This window comes from Pyruvatibacter sp. (genome assembly GCF_040219635.1).
Classification (GTDB): Bacteria; Pseudomonadota; Alphaproteobacteria; order CGMCC-115125; family CGMCC-115125; genus Pyruvatibacter.
Genome location: NZ_JAVJSC010000002.1, coordinates 353,151 through 367,705, shown reverse-complemented (window position 1 = coordinate 367,705; position 14,555 = coordinate 353,151). Strand labels below are relative to the sequence as shown.

Below are 14,555 nucleotides of genomic sequence, written 5' to 3'. Positions count from 1 at the left end.
GGCACTTCGGCCCCCATGGGACTGGAGGATGTGCTGGACGAGTTTCGCGCGGCCGGGGCGCTTCTGGAGGGGCATTTTGTGCTGTCCTCAGGGCGGCATTCGGGCACTTATCTGGAAAAGAACAAGGTCTTCATGGACCCGGCCCGCACGGCGCGGCTGGCCAATGCGCTGGCAAAAAAGGTTCAGGCGACGGTCAAGGGCGGTATTGATGTGGTGGTGGCACCGGCTGTTGGTGCCATCATTCCCGGCTATGAAATGGCTCGGCAGCTTGGGCTTAAATCCATGTTCACCGAGCGCGAGGAAGGCAAGTTCGTGTTCCGCCGCAACTTCGTGCTGGCACCCGGTGCACGCGTATTGATGGTCGAGGACATTGTCACCACGGGCCTGTCGTCACGGGAGTGTCTGGCGGCCATTCGCGAGGCCGGCGGGGAGCCGGTGGCGGCGGCGTGCTTTGTGGACAGGTCAGGCGGCAAGGCTCACCTTGGGGTGCCGATGGTGCCGCTGGCCCAGCTTGATGTGCCAAGCTATGCGCCCGACGAGGTGCCACCGGAACTTGCAGCCATCCCCATCGTGAAGCCCGGCAGCCGTAACCTCAAAAGCTAGCGCACTCAGCGCAGTCGGACGGTGCGCTTTGACATTGCTTTGGTGTGACACCAGATTGAGCCCATGACCAATTTACCAACCAGTTCGCCTTTGCGCCTTGGCGTTAACATTGACCACGTGGCCACCATTCGTAATGCGCGTGGGGGGATGCATCCTGACCCGGTGCGCGCGGCGCTGATTGCCGCGGCGGCGGGGGCCAACGGTATCACGGCTCATTTGCGCGAAGACCGGCGGCATATTTCTGACAATGACATTGCCCGGCTGATGCAGGAATTGGCGTTGCCGCTCAATCTTGAAATGGCGGCGACTGACGAGATGCTTGCCATAGCTCTCAACCACAAACCCCATGCGGTATGTATCGTGCCTGAGCGGCGCGAAGAGCTGACCACCGAGGGCGGGCTTGACGCTGCTGCTCAGCACAATCATCTGGCCCCCTATGTACGTGAGCTTGTGGATGCGGGTATGCGGGTATCGCTTTTTGTGAACCCTGACAAAGTGCAGCTTGCGGTGGCCAAGGCTTTGGGCGCGCAGGTGGTGGAGCTTCACACCGGAGCCTATTGCGACGCTCTGATTGACCAGGATGCGGAAGCGGCCGCGCATGAGCTGAGGCGTCTGCAAGCCGCTGCCCGTGAAGGGGCCGACATGGGCCTCGAAATGCACGCGGGCCACGGCATCACGTTTGAGGGTGTTACCGCCATTGCAGCCATCCCTGAACTTGTGGAACTTAACATTGGTCATTTCCTCATCGGCGAGGCCATTTTTGGCGGCCTTGATTCAACCATCCGCCGGATGCGCGGGCTGATGGATTCAGCGCGCCGCACCGGTAACGTAGCCACCGCGTAGGGCTTAGCGTAGGGGCGCGGAATGATCCTTGGCATCGGCAACGACCTGATCGACATCCGCCGCATCGAGCAGACGCTTGAGCGGTTCGGGGATCGTTTTATCCAGCGGATTTTTACCGATATCGAGCAGGCCAAGTCCGAGCGTCGCCTTAACCGGGCGGCATCCTACGCCAAGCGGTTTGCCGCCAAGGAGGCGTGCTCCAAAGCGCTGGGCACGGGCCTTCGACAAGGCACGTTCTGGCGCGATATGGGCGTTGCCAATCTGCGGAGCGGCAAGCCGACCATGGTGCTGACCGGCGGCGCGCTTGGGCATCTTGAGCGGATGACGCCGCGCGGTATGATTGCGCAGATTGACCTTACTATCACCGACGACATGCCGCTGGCGCAGGCGATTGTCATTATCTCCGCAGTGCCTGCGGAGAAGGTTGCCTGATCGTCATGCACAGCCAGACGCAAACAGATGGTCCCTTCAAGGTTGCAGCGCTTTATCATTTTGTGGTGCTGGATGACCCGGCAGCCCTGCGGCCCGGCATTCTGGCGGCATGTCAGGCAAATGGCCTGAAAGGCACCATCCTGTTGGCCAACGAAGGCATCAACGGGACCGTGGCAGGCAAGGCTGACGGTGTTGACGCGGTAATTGCAGAGCTGGCGGCGCGGCCTGAGTTTCAGGGGCTTGAAGTTAAATATTCCAGCGCGGACGCAATGCCGTTTTTGCGCCTGAAAGTCCGGCTGAAAAAAGAGATTGTGACCCTTGGCGTTGCCGGAGTGGATGCTGCAAACGGCAAGGGTGATTATGTTGATCCCACGCACTGGAACGCCATGTTGGCGGACCCCGATACGGTGGTGATTGATACGCGCAACGCCTACGAAGTGGCGATTGGCACGTTTGAGGGGGCAATCAATCCGGGTACGGAGAACTTTCGCGATTTTCCGGCGTGGTTTGACGACTTTGCAAAAACACTGCGCAAGGGCACCGGCACACCGCCCAAGATTGCCATGTTCTGTACCGGCGGCATTCGATGCGAGAAGGCTACAGCCTATGTGAAGACGCAGGGCTTTGACGATGTCCACCATCTCAAGGGCGGCATTCTCAAATATCTGGAAAACGTGCCCGAAGATGAAAGCCGCTGGAATGGCGAATGCTTTGTGTTTGACCAGCGGGTGGCTGTGAAACATGGCCTTGAAGAGGGCGATTACGACCAGTGCCATGCCTGCCGTATGCCTCTCAGTCCGCAGGAGATGACGTCAGACCAGTATGTGCCGGGCATTTCGTGTCCACACTGTCACGACACACGCACCGAAGCACAGCGCGAGCGCTACCGCGAGCGACAGCGGCAGATTGAAAATGCCGCACAGCGTGGCCGAAAGCATCTGGGCAGCCCATGAGCGGGCATCCCATTCTCTACAGCTTCAGGCGGTGTCCCTATGCCATGCGGGCGCGCATGGCGCTGCTGACAAGCGGCACCCCGGTGCGGCTGCGCGAAGTGGTGCTGCGTGATAAACCCGACGAGATGATCGAGGCGTCCCCCAAAGCAACTGTGCCGGTGCTGGTGCTGGATGACGGGCAGGTGATTGATGAAAGTCTGGCCATCATGCGCTGGGCACTGGCCCGCCACGATCCACACTGCTGGGTGCCCGGTGACGCTGATACATCAGCGCGTTGTGCCGACCTGATTGCCGAAGCGGATGGTCCTTTCAAGGACAACCTCGACCGCTACAAATATCCAACACGCTATGAGAATGTGGACCCGATTGCCGAACGTGACGCGGGACTGGTGTTCCTTAAAAGGCTTGATGAGATGATCGTGCAGGACGGTCAGCTACTGGGCCGGCAGCCGAGCCTTGCGGACTACGCCATTTTCCCGTTCGTGCGCCAGTTCGCGAATACGGACAGGGAGTGGTTTGATGCCCAGGCGCTTCCAGCCCTTCACCCGTGGCTTGAGGGACATCTCAAGTCGGCCTTGTTTGAGGCTGCGATGGTGAAACATCCGCAATGGAAAACCGGTGATCGTGAGCCTGTGTTTGGCGTGTCGCTTGAACGGGCATAGGCGGCGCGCTGCCTCAGATTCGCTTTGCAGCCACGAAACATTGCGAAATTGGCCAGATAAGGCTATCCAGCGCCTCATATATGGCAATTCTTCATGCTATTCGCGCAGAGTTGGGGCACAGTACCGACCCCCTGCACACTGCGGCGTGAAGGGTCTTTTCAGGACGTGTGGAAGCTTGTGAGCATGACGGACAAGACCAGGGCGGCGCAGTCCAGCGGGCTGATTGAAAACCTGCGAACCATTGGTTACGCGCTGTTGATTGCGCTGGTCATCCGCGCGCTGTTCTTTCAGCCGTTTTCCATTCCGTCTGGCTCCATGCTGTCGACGCTGCTGATCGGCGATTATCTGTTCGTATCGAAATACGCCTATGGCTACTCCAGGCACTCGCTGCCGTTCAGCCCGCCGCTGTTTTCAGGGCGCATTCTGGGCGGCGAGCCTGAGAAGGGCGATGTGGCGGTTTTCAAGCTGCCGACGGATGGCCGCACTGATTACATCAAGCGCGTTGTCGGGCTGCCCGGAGACAAAATACAGATGCGCGACGGTCAGCTTTTCATCAATGGTGAAGGTGTCCCGCGTGAGCGTGTCGAGGACTTTGTTGAAGAAGACCGTTTTGGCAATATCCGCCGCGTTGCCCGTTTCCGCGAAACCTTGCCCAACGGAAAGACCTATCTGACGCTCGATCAGGTGCCGTCAGGCTCTGGCGACAACACCGGCGTGTTCAGCGTGCCTGCCGGACATTATTTCATGATGGGCGATAATCGGGATAACTCGCAGGACAGTCGTGTGCCCGGTGCGGTGGGGTTTGTGCCGTTTGAAAATCTGGTTGGGCGGGCCGAGTTCATTTTCTATTCGACTGATGGTTCGGCGCGCTTCTGGGAGTTCTGGCAGTGGCCCGGCGTCACCCGCTGGGGCCGCATCGGGCAGGGCGTGCATTGACGCGCCAGGCCGCCGGTGCTGCCAGCAAGCTGATGCTAACGCTGGGACATGACTTCACGAATCCTGACCTGCTCGATCGGGCATTGACCCATGCCAGCGCGACCGCGGCGCAGGGGCCGGACAACGAGCGCATGGAGTTTCTTGGCGACCGGGTGTTGGGACTGGTGATCGCGGATGCATTGCTGACGCGGTTCCCTTCGGCATCCGAAGGCGAACTGGCACCACGGCTCAACCGGCTGGTGCGTCGGCAGACTTGTGCTGCTGTTGCGCGCGATCTGGATCTGGGACGCTTTGTGCATATGGCACCTGCTGAAGAAGCGCAGGGCGGGCGCGCCAAACCGGCCATTCTGGGCAATGCAATGGAAGCGGTGATCGCCGCGCTTTATCTGGATGGCGGGTTGGTTGCGGCGCAGACCTTCATATTGTCTGCATGGGCAAAGCAGTTTGAGGCTGTGGCCACCATTCCGCGGGATGCCAAGACGCAGGTGCAGGAGAAACTTCACACCATGGGGCATTCGCACCCGGACTATCGGGTGGTGTCGCAGGCCGGTTCTGACCATGCGCCTGTCTTTGAAGTTGAAGTTGATGCGGGCGCGGCAGGGTCAGCCGTCGGGTCAGGCCCCAGCAAACGCGCCGCAGAGCAGGCCGCAGCCGCAGCCCTGCTGACAGTACTGGAAAGCTCCTCATGAGTGACACGCCAACCTCATCCGGCTTCGTAGCGCTCATTGGTGCGCCCAACGCGGGCAAGTCCACGCTGCTCAATCAGCTTGTGGGACAGAAGGTGGCTATCGTCACACACAAGGCGCAGACCACGCGCTCGCGCATTCGCGGCATCACCGTCGAGGGCAGCAGCCAGATTGTGTTTGTGGATACGCCGGGTATCTTTACCCCCAAGCGACGGCTTGACCGCGCCATGGTAGCGGCGGCGTGGGGAGGGGCGGACGAAGCAGATGTGACGGCGCTCATTGTGGATGCCAAACGCACACGGCCTGATCATGAGGGCTTTCTGGCGATCCTGAAATCGCTGTCCGGCGCAAAGACGCCATGCCTTCTTGTGCTCAACAAGGTGGATGAAGCGCCACACGAAAGACTTCTGGAACTTGCAGCAGTGGCGAACGAGCATGTGGCGTTTGCTGACACTTTCATGATTTCAGCGCTTAACGGCGACGGCGTCGCGGACCTGCGCAAACGTCTTGCTGGCATGATGCCGGAAGGCCCGTGGCTTTATCCGGCGGACCAGGTGGCCGATTTGTCGCAACGGTTGCTGGCAGCTGAAATCACCCGCGAAAAACTGTTTTTGCGGCTGCATGATGAGTTGCCTTACGCCACCACGGTTGAGACCGAAGGCTGGACCGAACGGCCCGACGGCTCGATCAAGATTGACCAGGTAATTTATGTGGAGCGCCCCGGCCAGAAAGGCATTGTGCTGGGCAAGGGCGGCAAGACCACCAAGGAGATTGGTCAGGCGGCGCGCGAAGACATTCAGGAGGCGCTGGGGATCAAGGCGCATCTGTTCTTGTTCGTGAAGGTGCGCGAGGGCTGGGGCAATGATCCCGAACGTTACCGGATGATGGGTCTGGAGTTCCCCAAACAAGGCTGACGTCGGGCAGATGCGGTTTTCCACAGGTGGGGACAAACCGCTGAATTGTTGCAATTTTGTTGTCATGCTGTCTCAATCGCGGTGCCTAAGCAGTTGTTTTTGCAGCAACTCGCTCCAAAGCGCGCGCAACCCATTTGTCTGATTTTTCCCATTTTCCGGATTTTTAATGGACTGGATCGACGACGGCATTGTTCTGCATGTGCGTCCCCACGGGGAGGCGTCGGTCATTCTTGAACTTCTGACGCGAGATCATGGACGTCATCTGGGGCTGGTGCGGGGCGGCACGTCCAAACGTCTGCGCGGGCTCTTGCAGCCCGGCAACACCCTGCGGGCGCACTGGCGGGCGCGCCTTCAGGAGCATTTGGGCAGCTACACCGTGGAGCCGCTGGTGGAGCGGGTGTCTGTGGCACTGGCGAACCGCAAGGCACTTGGCGGGCTGACCGCTGCGGCTGCTGTGGCCAGTGCGGCGCTGCCAGAACGAGAGGCGCATCCGCGTGTCTATGACGGGCTGACGGTGCTGCTGGACACGCTGGATGACGCCGACACATGGCCCGCCGTTATGGCGCGATGGGAGCTTGGACTGCTGGAAGATCTGGGCTTCGGGCTCGATCTGTCAGCGTGTGCAGTAACCGGTGAAACCGAAAACCTGGCCTATGTCTCACCCCGTTCAGGCCGCGCGGTTACGCAGGAGGCTGCTGGCGTTTACAAGGAACGGTTGCTGAAACTACCGGCGTTTCTGGCGGGCGGTGACGGCTACGGGGCGGACGACATTCACGATGGTTTGCGGCTGACCGGTTTCTTTCTGGAGAAACGCGTGTTTGCTCCCGGTGACAGAGCCCTGCCGGTGCCGCGGGTGGCCGTGCTGGATGTGCTTGGTGTCTAGCTGCCGCTGATCGCCGCGCCGATGAGGGCCACGAAGGCCAGCATGGCAAACAGTGCCGTGCCCGCATACAGCGGTGTGTTGGTCACCGTGCGGCGGGTGCGCTGCACCTGTCGCCAGGGGATGACAAGGGCCGCGGGCAGCACCAGCAGCGTCGCGGCTCCCGCCGCCAGTGCAATGGCTGTCTCCTGGGTGAATAAAATCGGCGCGGGCGTGCCGTCGGGAATGCCGTAGCGGGCAAGCAGCGTGGCGAGAAAAGCGGCGATGCTCATGAACAGCCAGTATCGTGTGTTGGAAATCATTGTCGCCTCATCCCTGTTGCCCTTCGTTCATCCGGGCACATGCCCTTGACCCACTTTGGTGGGCGGGCGACCAAGAGTTTAGCCTGAAAATCCCTGATTCGGACCAGCCATGAGCAAGCCCACGACGCCGCCGGATAATGCCCGCCCGATTGCCCTGCGTGAGGCGCTCGAGGAGCGGTATCTGGCCTATGCACTTTCCACCATTACCCAGCGGGCCTTGCCGGATGTACGCGACGGGCTGAAGCCGGTGCAGCGTCGGCTGCTGTTTGCCATGCGCCAGCTCAAGCTGGACCCGTCAGGCGGCTTCAAGAAATGCGCCCGTGTGGTGGGTGAAGTGATTGGTCGCTATCACCCACACGGCGACCAGTCGATTTATGACGCGCTGGTGCGTCTCGCGCAGGACTTTGCCCAGCGCTACCCGATGGTGGAAGGCCAGGGCAATTTCGGCAACATAGACGGCGATAACGCTGCCGCCATGCGTTACACCGAAAGCCGCATGACCGAAGTAGCCCGGCTGATGCTGGATGGTCTGGACGAAGACACCGTCGATTTTCGCGACACATATGATGGCGAAGACGAAGAGCCGGTGGTGTTGCCCGGAGCGTTTCCCAACCTGCTGGCCAACGGCACCACGGGCATTGCCGTGGGCATGGCCACGTCCATTCCCCCTCATAACGCGGCAGAGCTTGTGGACGCGGCATTGCATCTCATCAAGCAGCCCAACGCGCGCGATGACACGTTGCTCAAATATGTGCCTGGTCCGGATTTTCCTACCGGCGGGGTGTTGATTGAACCGGCGGAGAGCATCGCCGAGGCCTATCGCACTGGTCGCGGTTCTTTTCGGTTGCGGGCGCGGTGGGAGAGCGAGGACACAGGGCGCGGTGGCTATCAGGTGGTGGTCACGCAAATGCCTTACCAGGTGCAAAAAGCCCGTTTGATCGAGCGGGTGGCGGACCTGCTGCAAGCCAAGAAGCTGCCGCTGCTCGCAGACATTCGTGATGAATCCGCCGAGGACGTGCGGCTTGTGCTTGAGCCGCGCAGCCGCACAATCGAACCTGAAGTGCTGATGGAAAGTCTGTTTCGCACGACTGATCTTGAGGTGCGCATACCGCTCAACATGAATGTGCTGACAGCAGGGCAGGTGCCACAGGTGCTCAGCCTCAGGCAGGTGTTGCAGGCATTTCTGGATCACCGGCAGGTGGTGCTGCGGCGGCGCACGCAGTTCAGGCTTGGCAAGATCGCTCATCGCCTTGAGGTGCTGGAAGGCTACCTTGCGGCCTATCTCAATCTGGATGAGGTGATCCGCATCATTCGTGAAGAAGATGAGCCGAAGAAGGAGCTGATTGCCGCTTTCAAGCTGAGCGAAGTGCAGGCCGAGGCGATCCTGAACATGCGGTTGCGCTCCTTGCGCAAGCTTGAAGAGATGGAAATCAAGGGCGAGCACAAAGCGCTGACAGCGGAAGCCAAAACGCTCAATGCGCTGATGAAGTCAGATGACAAACAGTGGGCGCATATTTCAGACGAGTTGAAAGAGGTGCGCTCGGCGTTTGGCAGCAAGACGGATATTGGCCGCAGGCGCACGCTGCTTGCGGATGCACCGGAGGTGGACGAAGCCGCTGTCGTTGAGGAGTTGACCGTCAAAGAGCCGATTACGGTGGTGTGTTCCGAAGGCGGCTGGATACGCTCCCTCAAGGGCCATGCGGACGATACGTCAGCGCTCAAGTTCAAGACCGGCGATGCGCCACGCTTTGCCGTTCATGCGCAAAGCACTGACAAGATTGTGCTGTTTGCCACCAATGGGCGTTTTTACACGCTGGATGCGGCCAAGCTGCCTGGCGGACGCGGGTTTGGCGAGCCGGTGTCGGTGATGGTTGATCTGGGCGATGGCGAAAGCATCGTGTCGCTGTTTGTCCACACGCCGGGACGTTCGCTGCTGGTGGCGTCGCAAACAGGCTACGGCTTTGTGGTGCCCGAAGATGACGTGATTGCGATGACGCGCAAGGGCAAGCAGGTGCTGAACCTTGCGGCCGGCGATGAGGCGCATACCTGCGTTGAGGCAACGGGCGATACGGTTGCGGTGATGGGCGAGAACCGCAAGCTGCTGTTGTTCCCGCTGGAGCAGGTTAGCACCATGTCGCGCGGCCGTGGTGTGCGGTTGCAGCGTTACAAGGATGGCGGGCTGCGGCAGGCCAAGGTGTTTGCGCTGAAGGACGGCTTCCGCTGGCGCGATGGTGGCGGTCAAAAGCAGATGGATGCCAAGACCCTGAAAGACTGGCGCGGCGACCGTGCGCAGGCCGGGCGGTTGCCGCCGCCGGGCTTTCCAAAGCGCGACTGGATTATTCTGGACGGGTCAGTGCTGGCGCGCGACTAGGCGCTGTTTCGCGCGACGAAGACATCATGGTGGTGGACACTATGGTGGTGGGCACTGGTTTTTTGAGGTGACGCTAAATCCAGGAACCGCAGGCGAGGGCTCTTGTGGCTCTGGACCCCGGATCAAGTCCGGGGTGACATTGCAGTGTGGGTGGTTTGGGAGTGCGCTTGGTTAGGGAGATTGCATGGTTAGCGCTCGAAACAATACTCACCATCCTCCGGTTTGACCGGGGGATCCAGTCAGCAGTCTCAACACACTGCAGTCTTACTCGACATCAAACACGTGGATGCGTTCGTAGCCCCAATAGCTGACCATCATCTGGTAACTGTCGCCGGGCGTATAGCGGGCGGCGTCGAGCAGAATCTCGTTGGTATCTTCAACAAATGTTTCAGGCTGCAGGTCGGCGTTCATCACCACCTGAGCGCAGTCTTCCTTGGGCTCACCCTGCACGAAGTTGCCGCCGCCATCGGCCACAAACCAGCGGTGGATGTGGCAGGGGGTGCGGGCTTCCAGCAGTTCGGGGTCGTCGGTGTTGTTTTGCAGCTTCACCGTGTAGGTCAGCGGCACCTCGCCTGAACGCGGCAGAATGACTGTTTGCGGCGCTGTGACGGTCAGGTGAATCGGGTCTTCATCCAGGTTCAGCCAGCCCTGCGAAATGGCAACGGCCAGTGCGCCGACCGCAGCCAGCATGATGAGGGTTGTGGTCATGTAGTTGGGGCCGCCGGTGGGCGCTGATGTTTTGGCCATGAATCAGTCCTTTGTGTCCGCTATCCGAAGACAACTTCGGGCAGCCATGTGGCGATCTCAGGGAACATCGACAATATGACCAGAGCAAGGATCTGGATGGCCACAAACGGCAATGCGCCTTTGTAAATGTCGGTGGTTTTGACTTCCGGAGGCGCGACACCGCGCAGATAGAACAGTGCAAAGCCGAATGGCGGCGTCAGGAAAGACGTTTGCAGGTTGATCGCCATCATGACGCCCAGCCAGATGGGATCAACGCCCATCATAAGCAAAATGGGGGCAACTACGGGCACAACAACAAACGTGATTTCAATAAAGTCGAGGAAGAAGCCGAGCACGAACATCACAAGCATGACGATGATCACGGCACCCACTACGCCGCCGGGCATGGAACTCAAAAACTCATGCACGGTATCGTCGCCGCCAAGGCCCCGGAACACCAGGCTGAACAACGCCGCCCCCACCAGAATGACAAACACCATGGAGGTAATTTCACTGGTGGTGCGCACCACCTGACCCAGGCATCCATTGCTCAGGGTGCGTGCCAATGAAACGAGTACGCCCCACGCCACAATGGCGCACAGTACGAAGGCTGCGAACGAGGCAACCTGTGTGCCTGTGCTGACAGTGGCGAGGCCCATGCGCAAATCGAATGAGCCGGTGAGAATGAACAGGCCGAGGATGGCACCAGCGGCAAGTACCGGCGGCCAAACGCCATTGACGTGAAGTGCTGCCAGCGCCCGCAGCGGCAGACGGCGCAGGGCCGGGGCTGAATTGTGGGCGGCAACGTCCATGCCGGTGGTGCGGTAGCCTGCCAGCAGTGTTGCGCCGATAGCGCCCACGGCGGCGGCTTCGGTGGGGGTGGCAACGCCTGCCAGAATGGAGCCAAGGACTGATACCATCAGCAACACCGGCGGCAGCAGCGCGTGCAGAATGGCGCCGAAGCCGGGTGCGTTTTCGAGTTCGCTCGCGTCGAGCGCGGGGGACGAGGCAGGGCGCAACCAGGCGGTGAGAAGCTGATAGATGATGTAGAGACCCACCAGCATCAGTCCCGGCAGGAGCGCACCGGCGAACAGATCACCGACAGATATGGCATCGGGTGAAAAGTTGCCCAACGACAGTTGTGCATTCTGGTAGGCGCTGGACATCACGTCGCCCAGCAGCACCAGCACGATGGAGGGTGGAATGATCTGGCCCAGCGTACCGGCTGCGGCAATGGAGCCTGTGGCCAGTGCCGGGTCATAGCCGCGCCGCAGCATGGTGGGCAGAGAGAGCAGGCCCATGGTGACAACGGTGGCCCCGACAATGCCGGTGGACGCTGCCAGCAACGCGCCCACAATGGTGACCGAGATGCCAAGGCCGCCGCGCATGGTGCCAAACAGGCGGCTCATGTTTTCCAGCAGCTCTTCCGCCACCCGGCTGCGCTCCAGCATCACGCCCATGAATACGAACAACGGCACCGCGATGAGCGTTTCGTTGGTCATGGTGCCGAAAATGCGCTGCGGGAAGGCACCCAGGAATGACAGGTCGAAAACGCCCAGCGAATAGCCCAGTACGGCAAAAATCAGCGCTGTGCCCGCCAGCGTGAAGGCAACAGGAAAGCCCGCCAGCAAAAACACGCAGGCGGTTGCGAACATCGCAATGTCGAGGATGGCGGCGAGGTCCATCAGAACAGTTCCGGCGGGGTGTCGGCAGAGGTTGGGTCGGGTGGCGTTTCAGCCCCCGTCAGTATGCGGACAGAATGCGCGGCCAGTGACACGCCCTGCAGTATCATCAACACGGCAAACACGATGATGACGCTCTTGAGCAGGAACACGCCGTGGATGCCGCTGGTTTCCTTCGAGCCTTCAAAGATCGCCCATGAGTTGGAGACATATGGCCAGGCCAGCCAGATGATGGCGACGCAGACAGGCATCAAAAAAAACACCGTGCCGCACAAATCCGTGAGTGCTTTGCGGTGGGGTGTGGCCTGCCGGTAAAACACATCAACGCGCACATGGCCGTTGTGCAGAAGGGTGTATCCCGCCGCCAGCATGAACAAAAATCCGTGCATATAGACGATGGATTCCTGCATCCAGATGGAGCCGATGCCAAATACGTAGCGCTGCACGACAATGATGAACTGCACCAGCACCATGATAAGCGCCAGCCACGCAACGGTGCGGCCGATGCGTTCGTTCAGGGCGTCAATCAGGCTGATGAGTTTCGTCATGCGGTGTGCAGTCAGCCAGCGCTGCCCGTGCGCATGTTGACGTAGGCCTCTTCTGAAATGCGGGTCCAGCGGATGGAGTTTTCGAGGTTCTGACGGAAACTGGCATAAATGCGCCCGGCGATTTCGCTTTCCTGCGACGCCTGTTCGAGCACTGTCTTGGAGGCATCACGGAAACCGCCAAACACCTCGTCGGAAAACTTCTCAAGGATTACGCCGTGGTTTTTGGTGAGGGTATCCAGTGCTGTGGAGTTGTTGTGGTTGAACTCGGCCAGCGTGTAGTCGTGCTCGGTACGGCACACCTGTTCGGCGATAGCGCGCTGGGACGGTGTCAGGCTCTCCCACACATCCTTGTTGAACACAGTGGCCAGTGCTGCGCCGGGCTCGTGGAAGCCGGGCCAGTAGTAGTATTTTGTGACCTTGTAAAAACCCTGCGCCAGATCGTTCCACGGGCCAACCCACTCTGTGGCGTCAATGGCACCTGATTGCAGTGCCTGATAAATGTCCGGACCCGGAAGGCTGACGGCGGCCGCGCCAAGCTGGCGCAGCACTTCGCCGCCAAGACCGGGCATACGGATTTTCAGACCCTTGAGGTCTTCGAGGCTCTCGATGCGCTTATTGAACCAGCCGCCCATCTGCACGCCGGTATTGGCGGACAAAAAGCCTTTGAGGTTGAACTGGCCGGAGAGTTCGTCCCACAATTCCTGACCACCTCCGTGATACATCCAGGCGGTCAGTTCGTTGGCGGTCATGCCGAAGGGGACGGCGGTAAAAAACGTGAAGCCGACAGATTTTCCCTGCCAGTAATATTCAGCGCCGTTGTAGCAATCAGCGGTGCCGGTTGAGACGGCATCGAAGCATTCAAAGGCGGGCACAAGTTCGCCGGCGGCATAGACCTTGACGGAGAGTTGCCCGTCGGTGGCTTCTTCAATGCGTTTGGCCACGCGCTCGGCAGATGTGCCAAGGCCGGGGAAGTTTTTCTGCCAGGTGGTCACCATTTTGAGCTGGCGTTTGCCGGTGACGATGGCGGGTGCTGCGGGGCTTGTGCCCGGTTCACAGTCCGCGGCAGCCGTGCTCTGGCCATTGTCGCACCCTGCAAGGGCGAGTGTGGCGGCGGCACCCGCTGTCACGGCGGCACCGGTCAGGAAATCCCTGCGTTTCATTATCGTCTCCCCGAAGATTTGACGCGCAGTATAGGGATGGGGTGGCCCCGTGCAATGCGGCACTTGGTTTGGCAGTGCCGGCTATCCGGGGGGCTTGAGGGGCGCCCAGCCGTCGAATGTCAGTGCTTCCAGCGGCTTGAAGCGGGCCTTGTAGGCCATCTTGCGGCAATCCTCGATCCAGTAGCCCAGATAGACATAAGGCAGGCCCAGCTCGCGGGCCTTGGCGATGTGATCCAGGATCATGTAGGTGCCAAGGCTGCGGGCCGTCTCGGCGGGATCAAAAAAGCTGTAGACCATGGACAGACCGTCATCGATCACGTCAGTCACCGAGGCACCCAGCAAATGGGGTTTTGTCAGCGGGTCGTCAATATCGATCCCGTCTGCACGGTGGCCCCAATACTCAAAAATGAGCGTGTCCACGGTGGTTTCCTCCACCATGGCGGTGAAGTCGTCTTCGTCCATGTCGGCCATGCCGCCATTGGCGTGGCGGTCTTGCAGATAGGCGCGCAAAAGCTCGAACTGGGGCTCGGTGGCGTGTGGTTCACAGGCGCGACGGGCGAGGTCCGCGTTGCGCCGGATGATACGGCGCTGAGACTGGGACGACGTGAACCTGTCCACCGGAATACGCACCGAAACGCAGGCTGAACACCCTTCGCAGGCGGGCTTGTAGGCAATGGTCTGGCTGCGGCGAAAGCCCGCTGTAGTCAGCATGGAGTTGATGGTGTCCGCGTCCGCATCCAGCAGATGCGTAAACACCTTGCGCTCCTTTCTGCCGGGCAGATACGGGCAGGGCTGCTCCGCCGTGAGATAGAAACGCGGGGCTGTTTTGCCGGGATGGTGGGTCAACGATGCAGGTT

General features: G+C 60.3%; 16 protein-coding genes. 10 read left to right on the top strand and 6 right to left on the bottom strand.

Annotation, left to right across the window (positions count from 1 at the left end; all coding sequences use genetic code 11):
- Positions 1-15 precede the first annotated feature (15 nt).
- The 9 genes from pyrE (at position 16) to recO (ending at position 6,912) form a co-directional block, all read left to right on the top strand.
- Positions 16-603 (top strand): orotate phosphoribosyltransferase, encoded by a 588-nt coding sequence (pyrE, locus tag RIB87_RS02845; protein ID WP_350143529.1) that lies wholly within the window; start codon positions 16-18, stop codon positions 601-603.
- Between the two features lie 63 nt (positions 604-666).
- Complete coding sequence (locus RIB87_RS02840; RefSeq protein ID WP_350143285.1) at positions 667-1,446, top strand: pyridoxine 5'-phosphate synthase; 780 nt, start codon at positions 667-669, stop codon at positions 1,444-1,446.
- Between the two features lie 21 nt (positions 1,447-1,467).
- Positions 1,468-1,878 (top strand): holo-ACP synthase, encoded by a 411-nt coding sequence (gene acpS / locus RIB87_RS02835; RefSeq protein ID WP_350143283.1) that lies wholly within the window; start codon positions 1,468-1,470, stop codon positions 1,876-1,878.
- 5 nt (positions 1,879-1,883) lie between these two features.
- Positions 1,884-2,831, top strand: coding sequence for an oxygen-dependent tRNA uridine(34) hydroxylase TrhO (trhO, locus tag RIB87_RS02830; protein WP_350143281.1), 948 nt, complete (start codon positions 1,884-1,886; stop codon positions 2,829-2,831).
- Positions 2,828-3,493 (top strand): glutathione S-transferase, encoded by a 666-nt coding sequence (locus RIB87_RS02825; protein WP_350143279.1) that lies wholly within the window; start codon positions 2,828-2,830, stop codon positions 3,491-3,493. The genes trhO and RIB87_RS02825 overlap by 4 nt, the downstream gene beginning before the upstream one ends.
- A gap of 177 nt (positions 3,494-3,670) precedes the next feature.
- Entirely contained in the window at positions 3,671-4,429 is a 759-nt protein-coding gene (gene lepB, locus RIB87_RS02820; protein WP_350143277.1) for a signal peptidase I, read from the top strand.
- Positions 4,426-5,118 (top strand): ribonuclease III, encoded by a 693-nt coding sequence (gene rnc / locus RIB87_RS02815; protein WP_350143275.1) that lies wholly within the window; start codon positions 4,426-4,428, stop codon positions 5,116-5,118. The genes lepB and rnc overlap by 4 nt, the downstream gene beginning before the upstream one ends.
- On the top strand, positions 5,115-6,029 hold the full coding sequence (gene era, locus RIB87_RS02810; RefSeq protein WP_350143273.1) for a GTPase Era: 915 nt from the start codon (positions 5,115-5,117) through the stop codon (positions 6,027-6,029). The genes rnc and era overlap by 4 nt, the downstream gene beginning before the upstream one ends.
- Before the next feature lie 166 nt (positions 6,030-6,195).
- Complete coding sequence (recO, locus tag RIB87_RS02805) at positions 6,196-6,912, top strand: DNA repair protein RecO (RefSeq protein WP_350143271.1); 717 nt, start codon at positions 6,196-6,198, stop codon at positions 6,910-6,912.
- Here recO and RIB87_RS02800 read toward each other — a convergent pair.
- Positions 6,909-7,211: a hypothetical protein gene (locus RIB87_RS02800; protein ID WP_350143269.1), complete on the bottom strand. Its 303-nt coding sequence runs from the start codon at positions 7,209-7,211 to the stop codon at positions 6,909-6,911. The two genes, recO and RIB87_RS02800, sit on opposite strands and share 4 nt — an antisense overlap.
- 109 nt (positions 7,212-7,320) lie before the next feature.
- Here RIB87_RS02800 and parC point away from each other — a divergent pair, with 109 nt between their 5' ends.
- Positions 7,321-9,582, top strand: a complete 2,262-nt coding sequence (parC, locus tag RIB87_RS02795; RefSeq protein WP_350143267.1) for a DNA topoisomerase IV subunit A — start codon at positions 7,321-7,323, stop codon at positions 9,580-9,582.
- Positions 9,583-9,846: 264 nt separating this feature from the next.
- On the opposite strand, the gene RIB87_RS02790 is transcribed toward parC, so the two are convergent.
- The 5 genes from RIB87_RS02790 to RIB87_RS02770 all read right to left on the bottom strand — a co-directional run bounded on the left by RIB87_RS02790 (position 9,847) and on the right by RIB87_RS02770 (position 14,544).
- The gene (locus RIB87_RS02790; RefSeq protein WP_350143265.1) at positions 9,847-10,329 is read right to left on the bottom strand and encodes a hypothetical protein; all 483 of its coding nucleotides are present in this window, start codon (positions 10,327-10,329) and stop codon (positions 9,847-9,849) included.
- Positions 10,330-10,349: 20 nt separating this feature from the next.
- Positions 10,350-11,993 carry a TRAP transporter large permease gene (locus RIB87_RS02785; RefSeq protein WP_350143263.1) on the bottom strand — a complete coding sequence of 548 codons (1,644 nt, stop codon included), beginning with the start codon at positions 11,991-11,993 and terminating at the stop codon, positions 10,350-10,352.
- Complete coding sequence (locus tag RIB87_RS02780; protein WP_350143261.1) at positions 11,993-12,538, bottom strand: TRAP transporter small permease subunit; 546 nt, start codon at positions 12,536-12,538, stop codon at positions 11,993-11,995. The genes RIB87_RS02785 and RIB87_RS02780 overlap by 1 nt, the downstream gene beginning before the upstream one ends.
- A gap of 11 nt (positions 12,539-12,549) precedes the next feature.
- A complete protein-coding gene (locus RIB87_RS02775) occupies positions 12,550-13,698 on the bottom strand; it encodes a TRAP transporter substrate-binding protein (protein WP_350143259.1) in 1,149 nt (382 codons plus the stop codon).
- An 81-nt stretch (positions 13,699-13,779) separates the two neighbouring features.
- The gene (locus RIB87_RS02770; protein WP_350143257.1) at positions 13,780-14,544 is read right to left on the bottom strand and encodes an arginyltransferase; all 765 of its coding nucleotides are present in this window, start codon (positions 14,542-14,544) and stop codon (positions 13,780-13,782) included.
- Between the last annotated feature and the right edge of the window lie 11 nt (positions 14,545-14,555).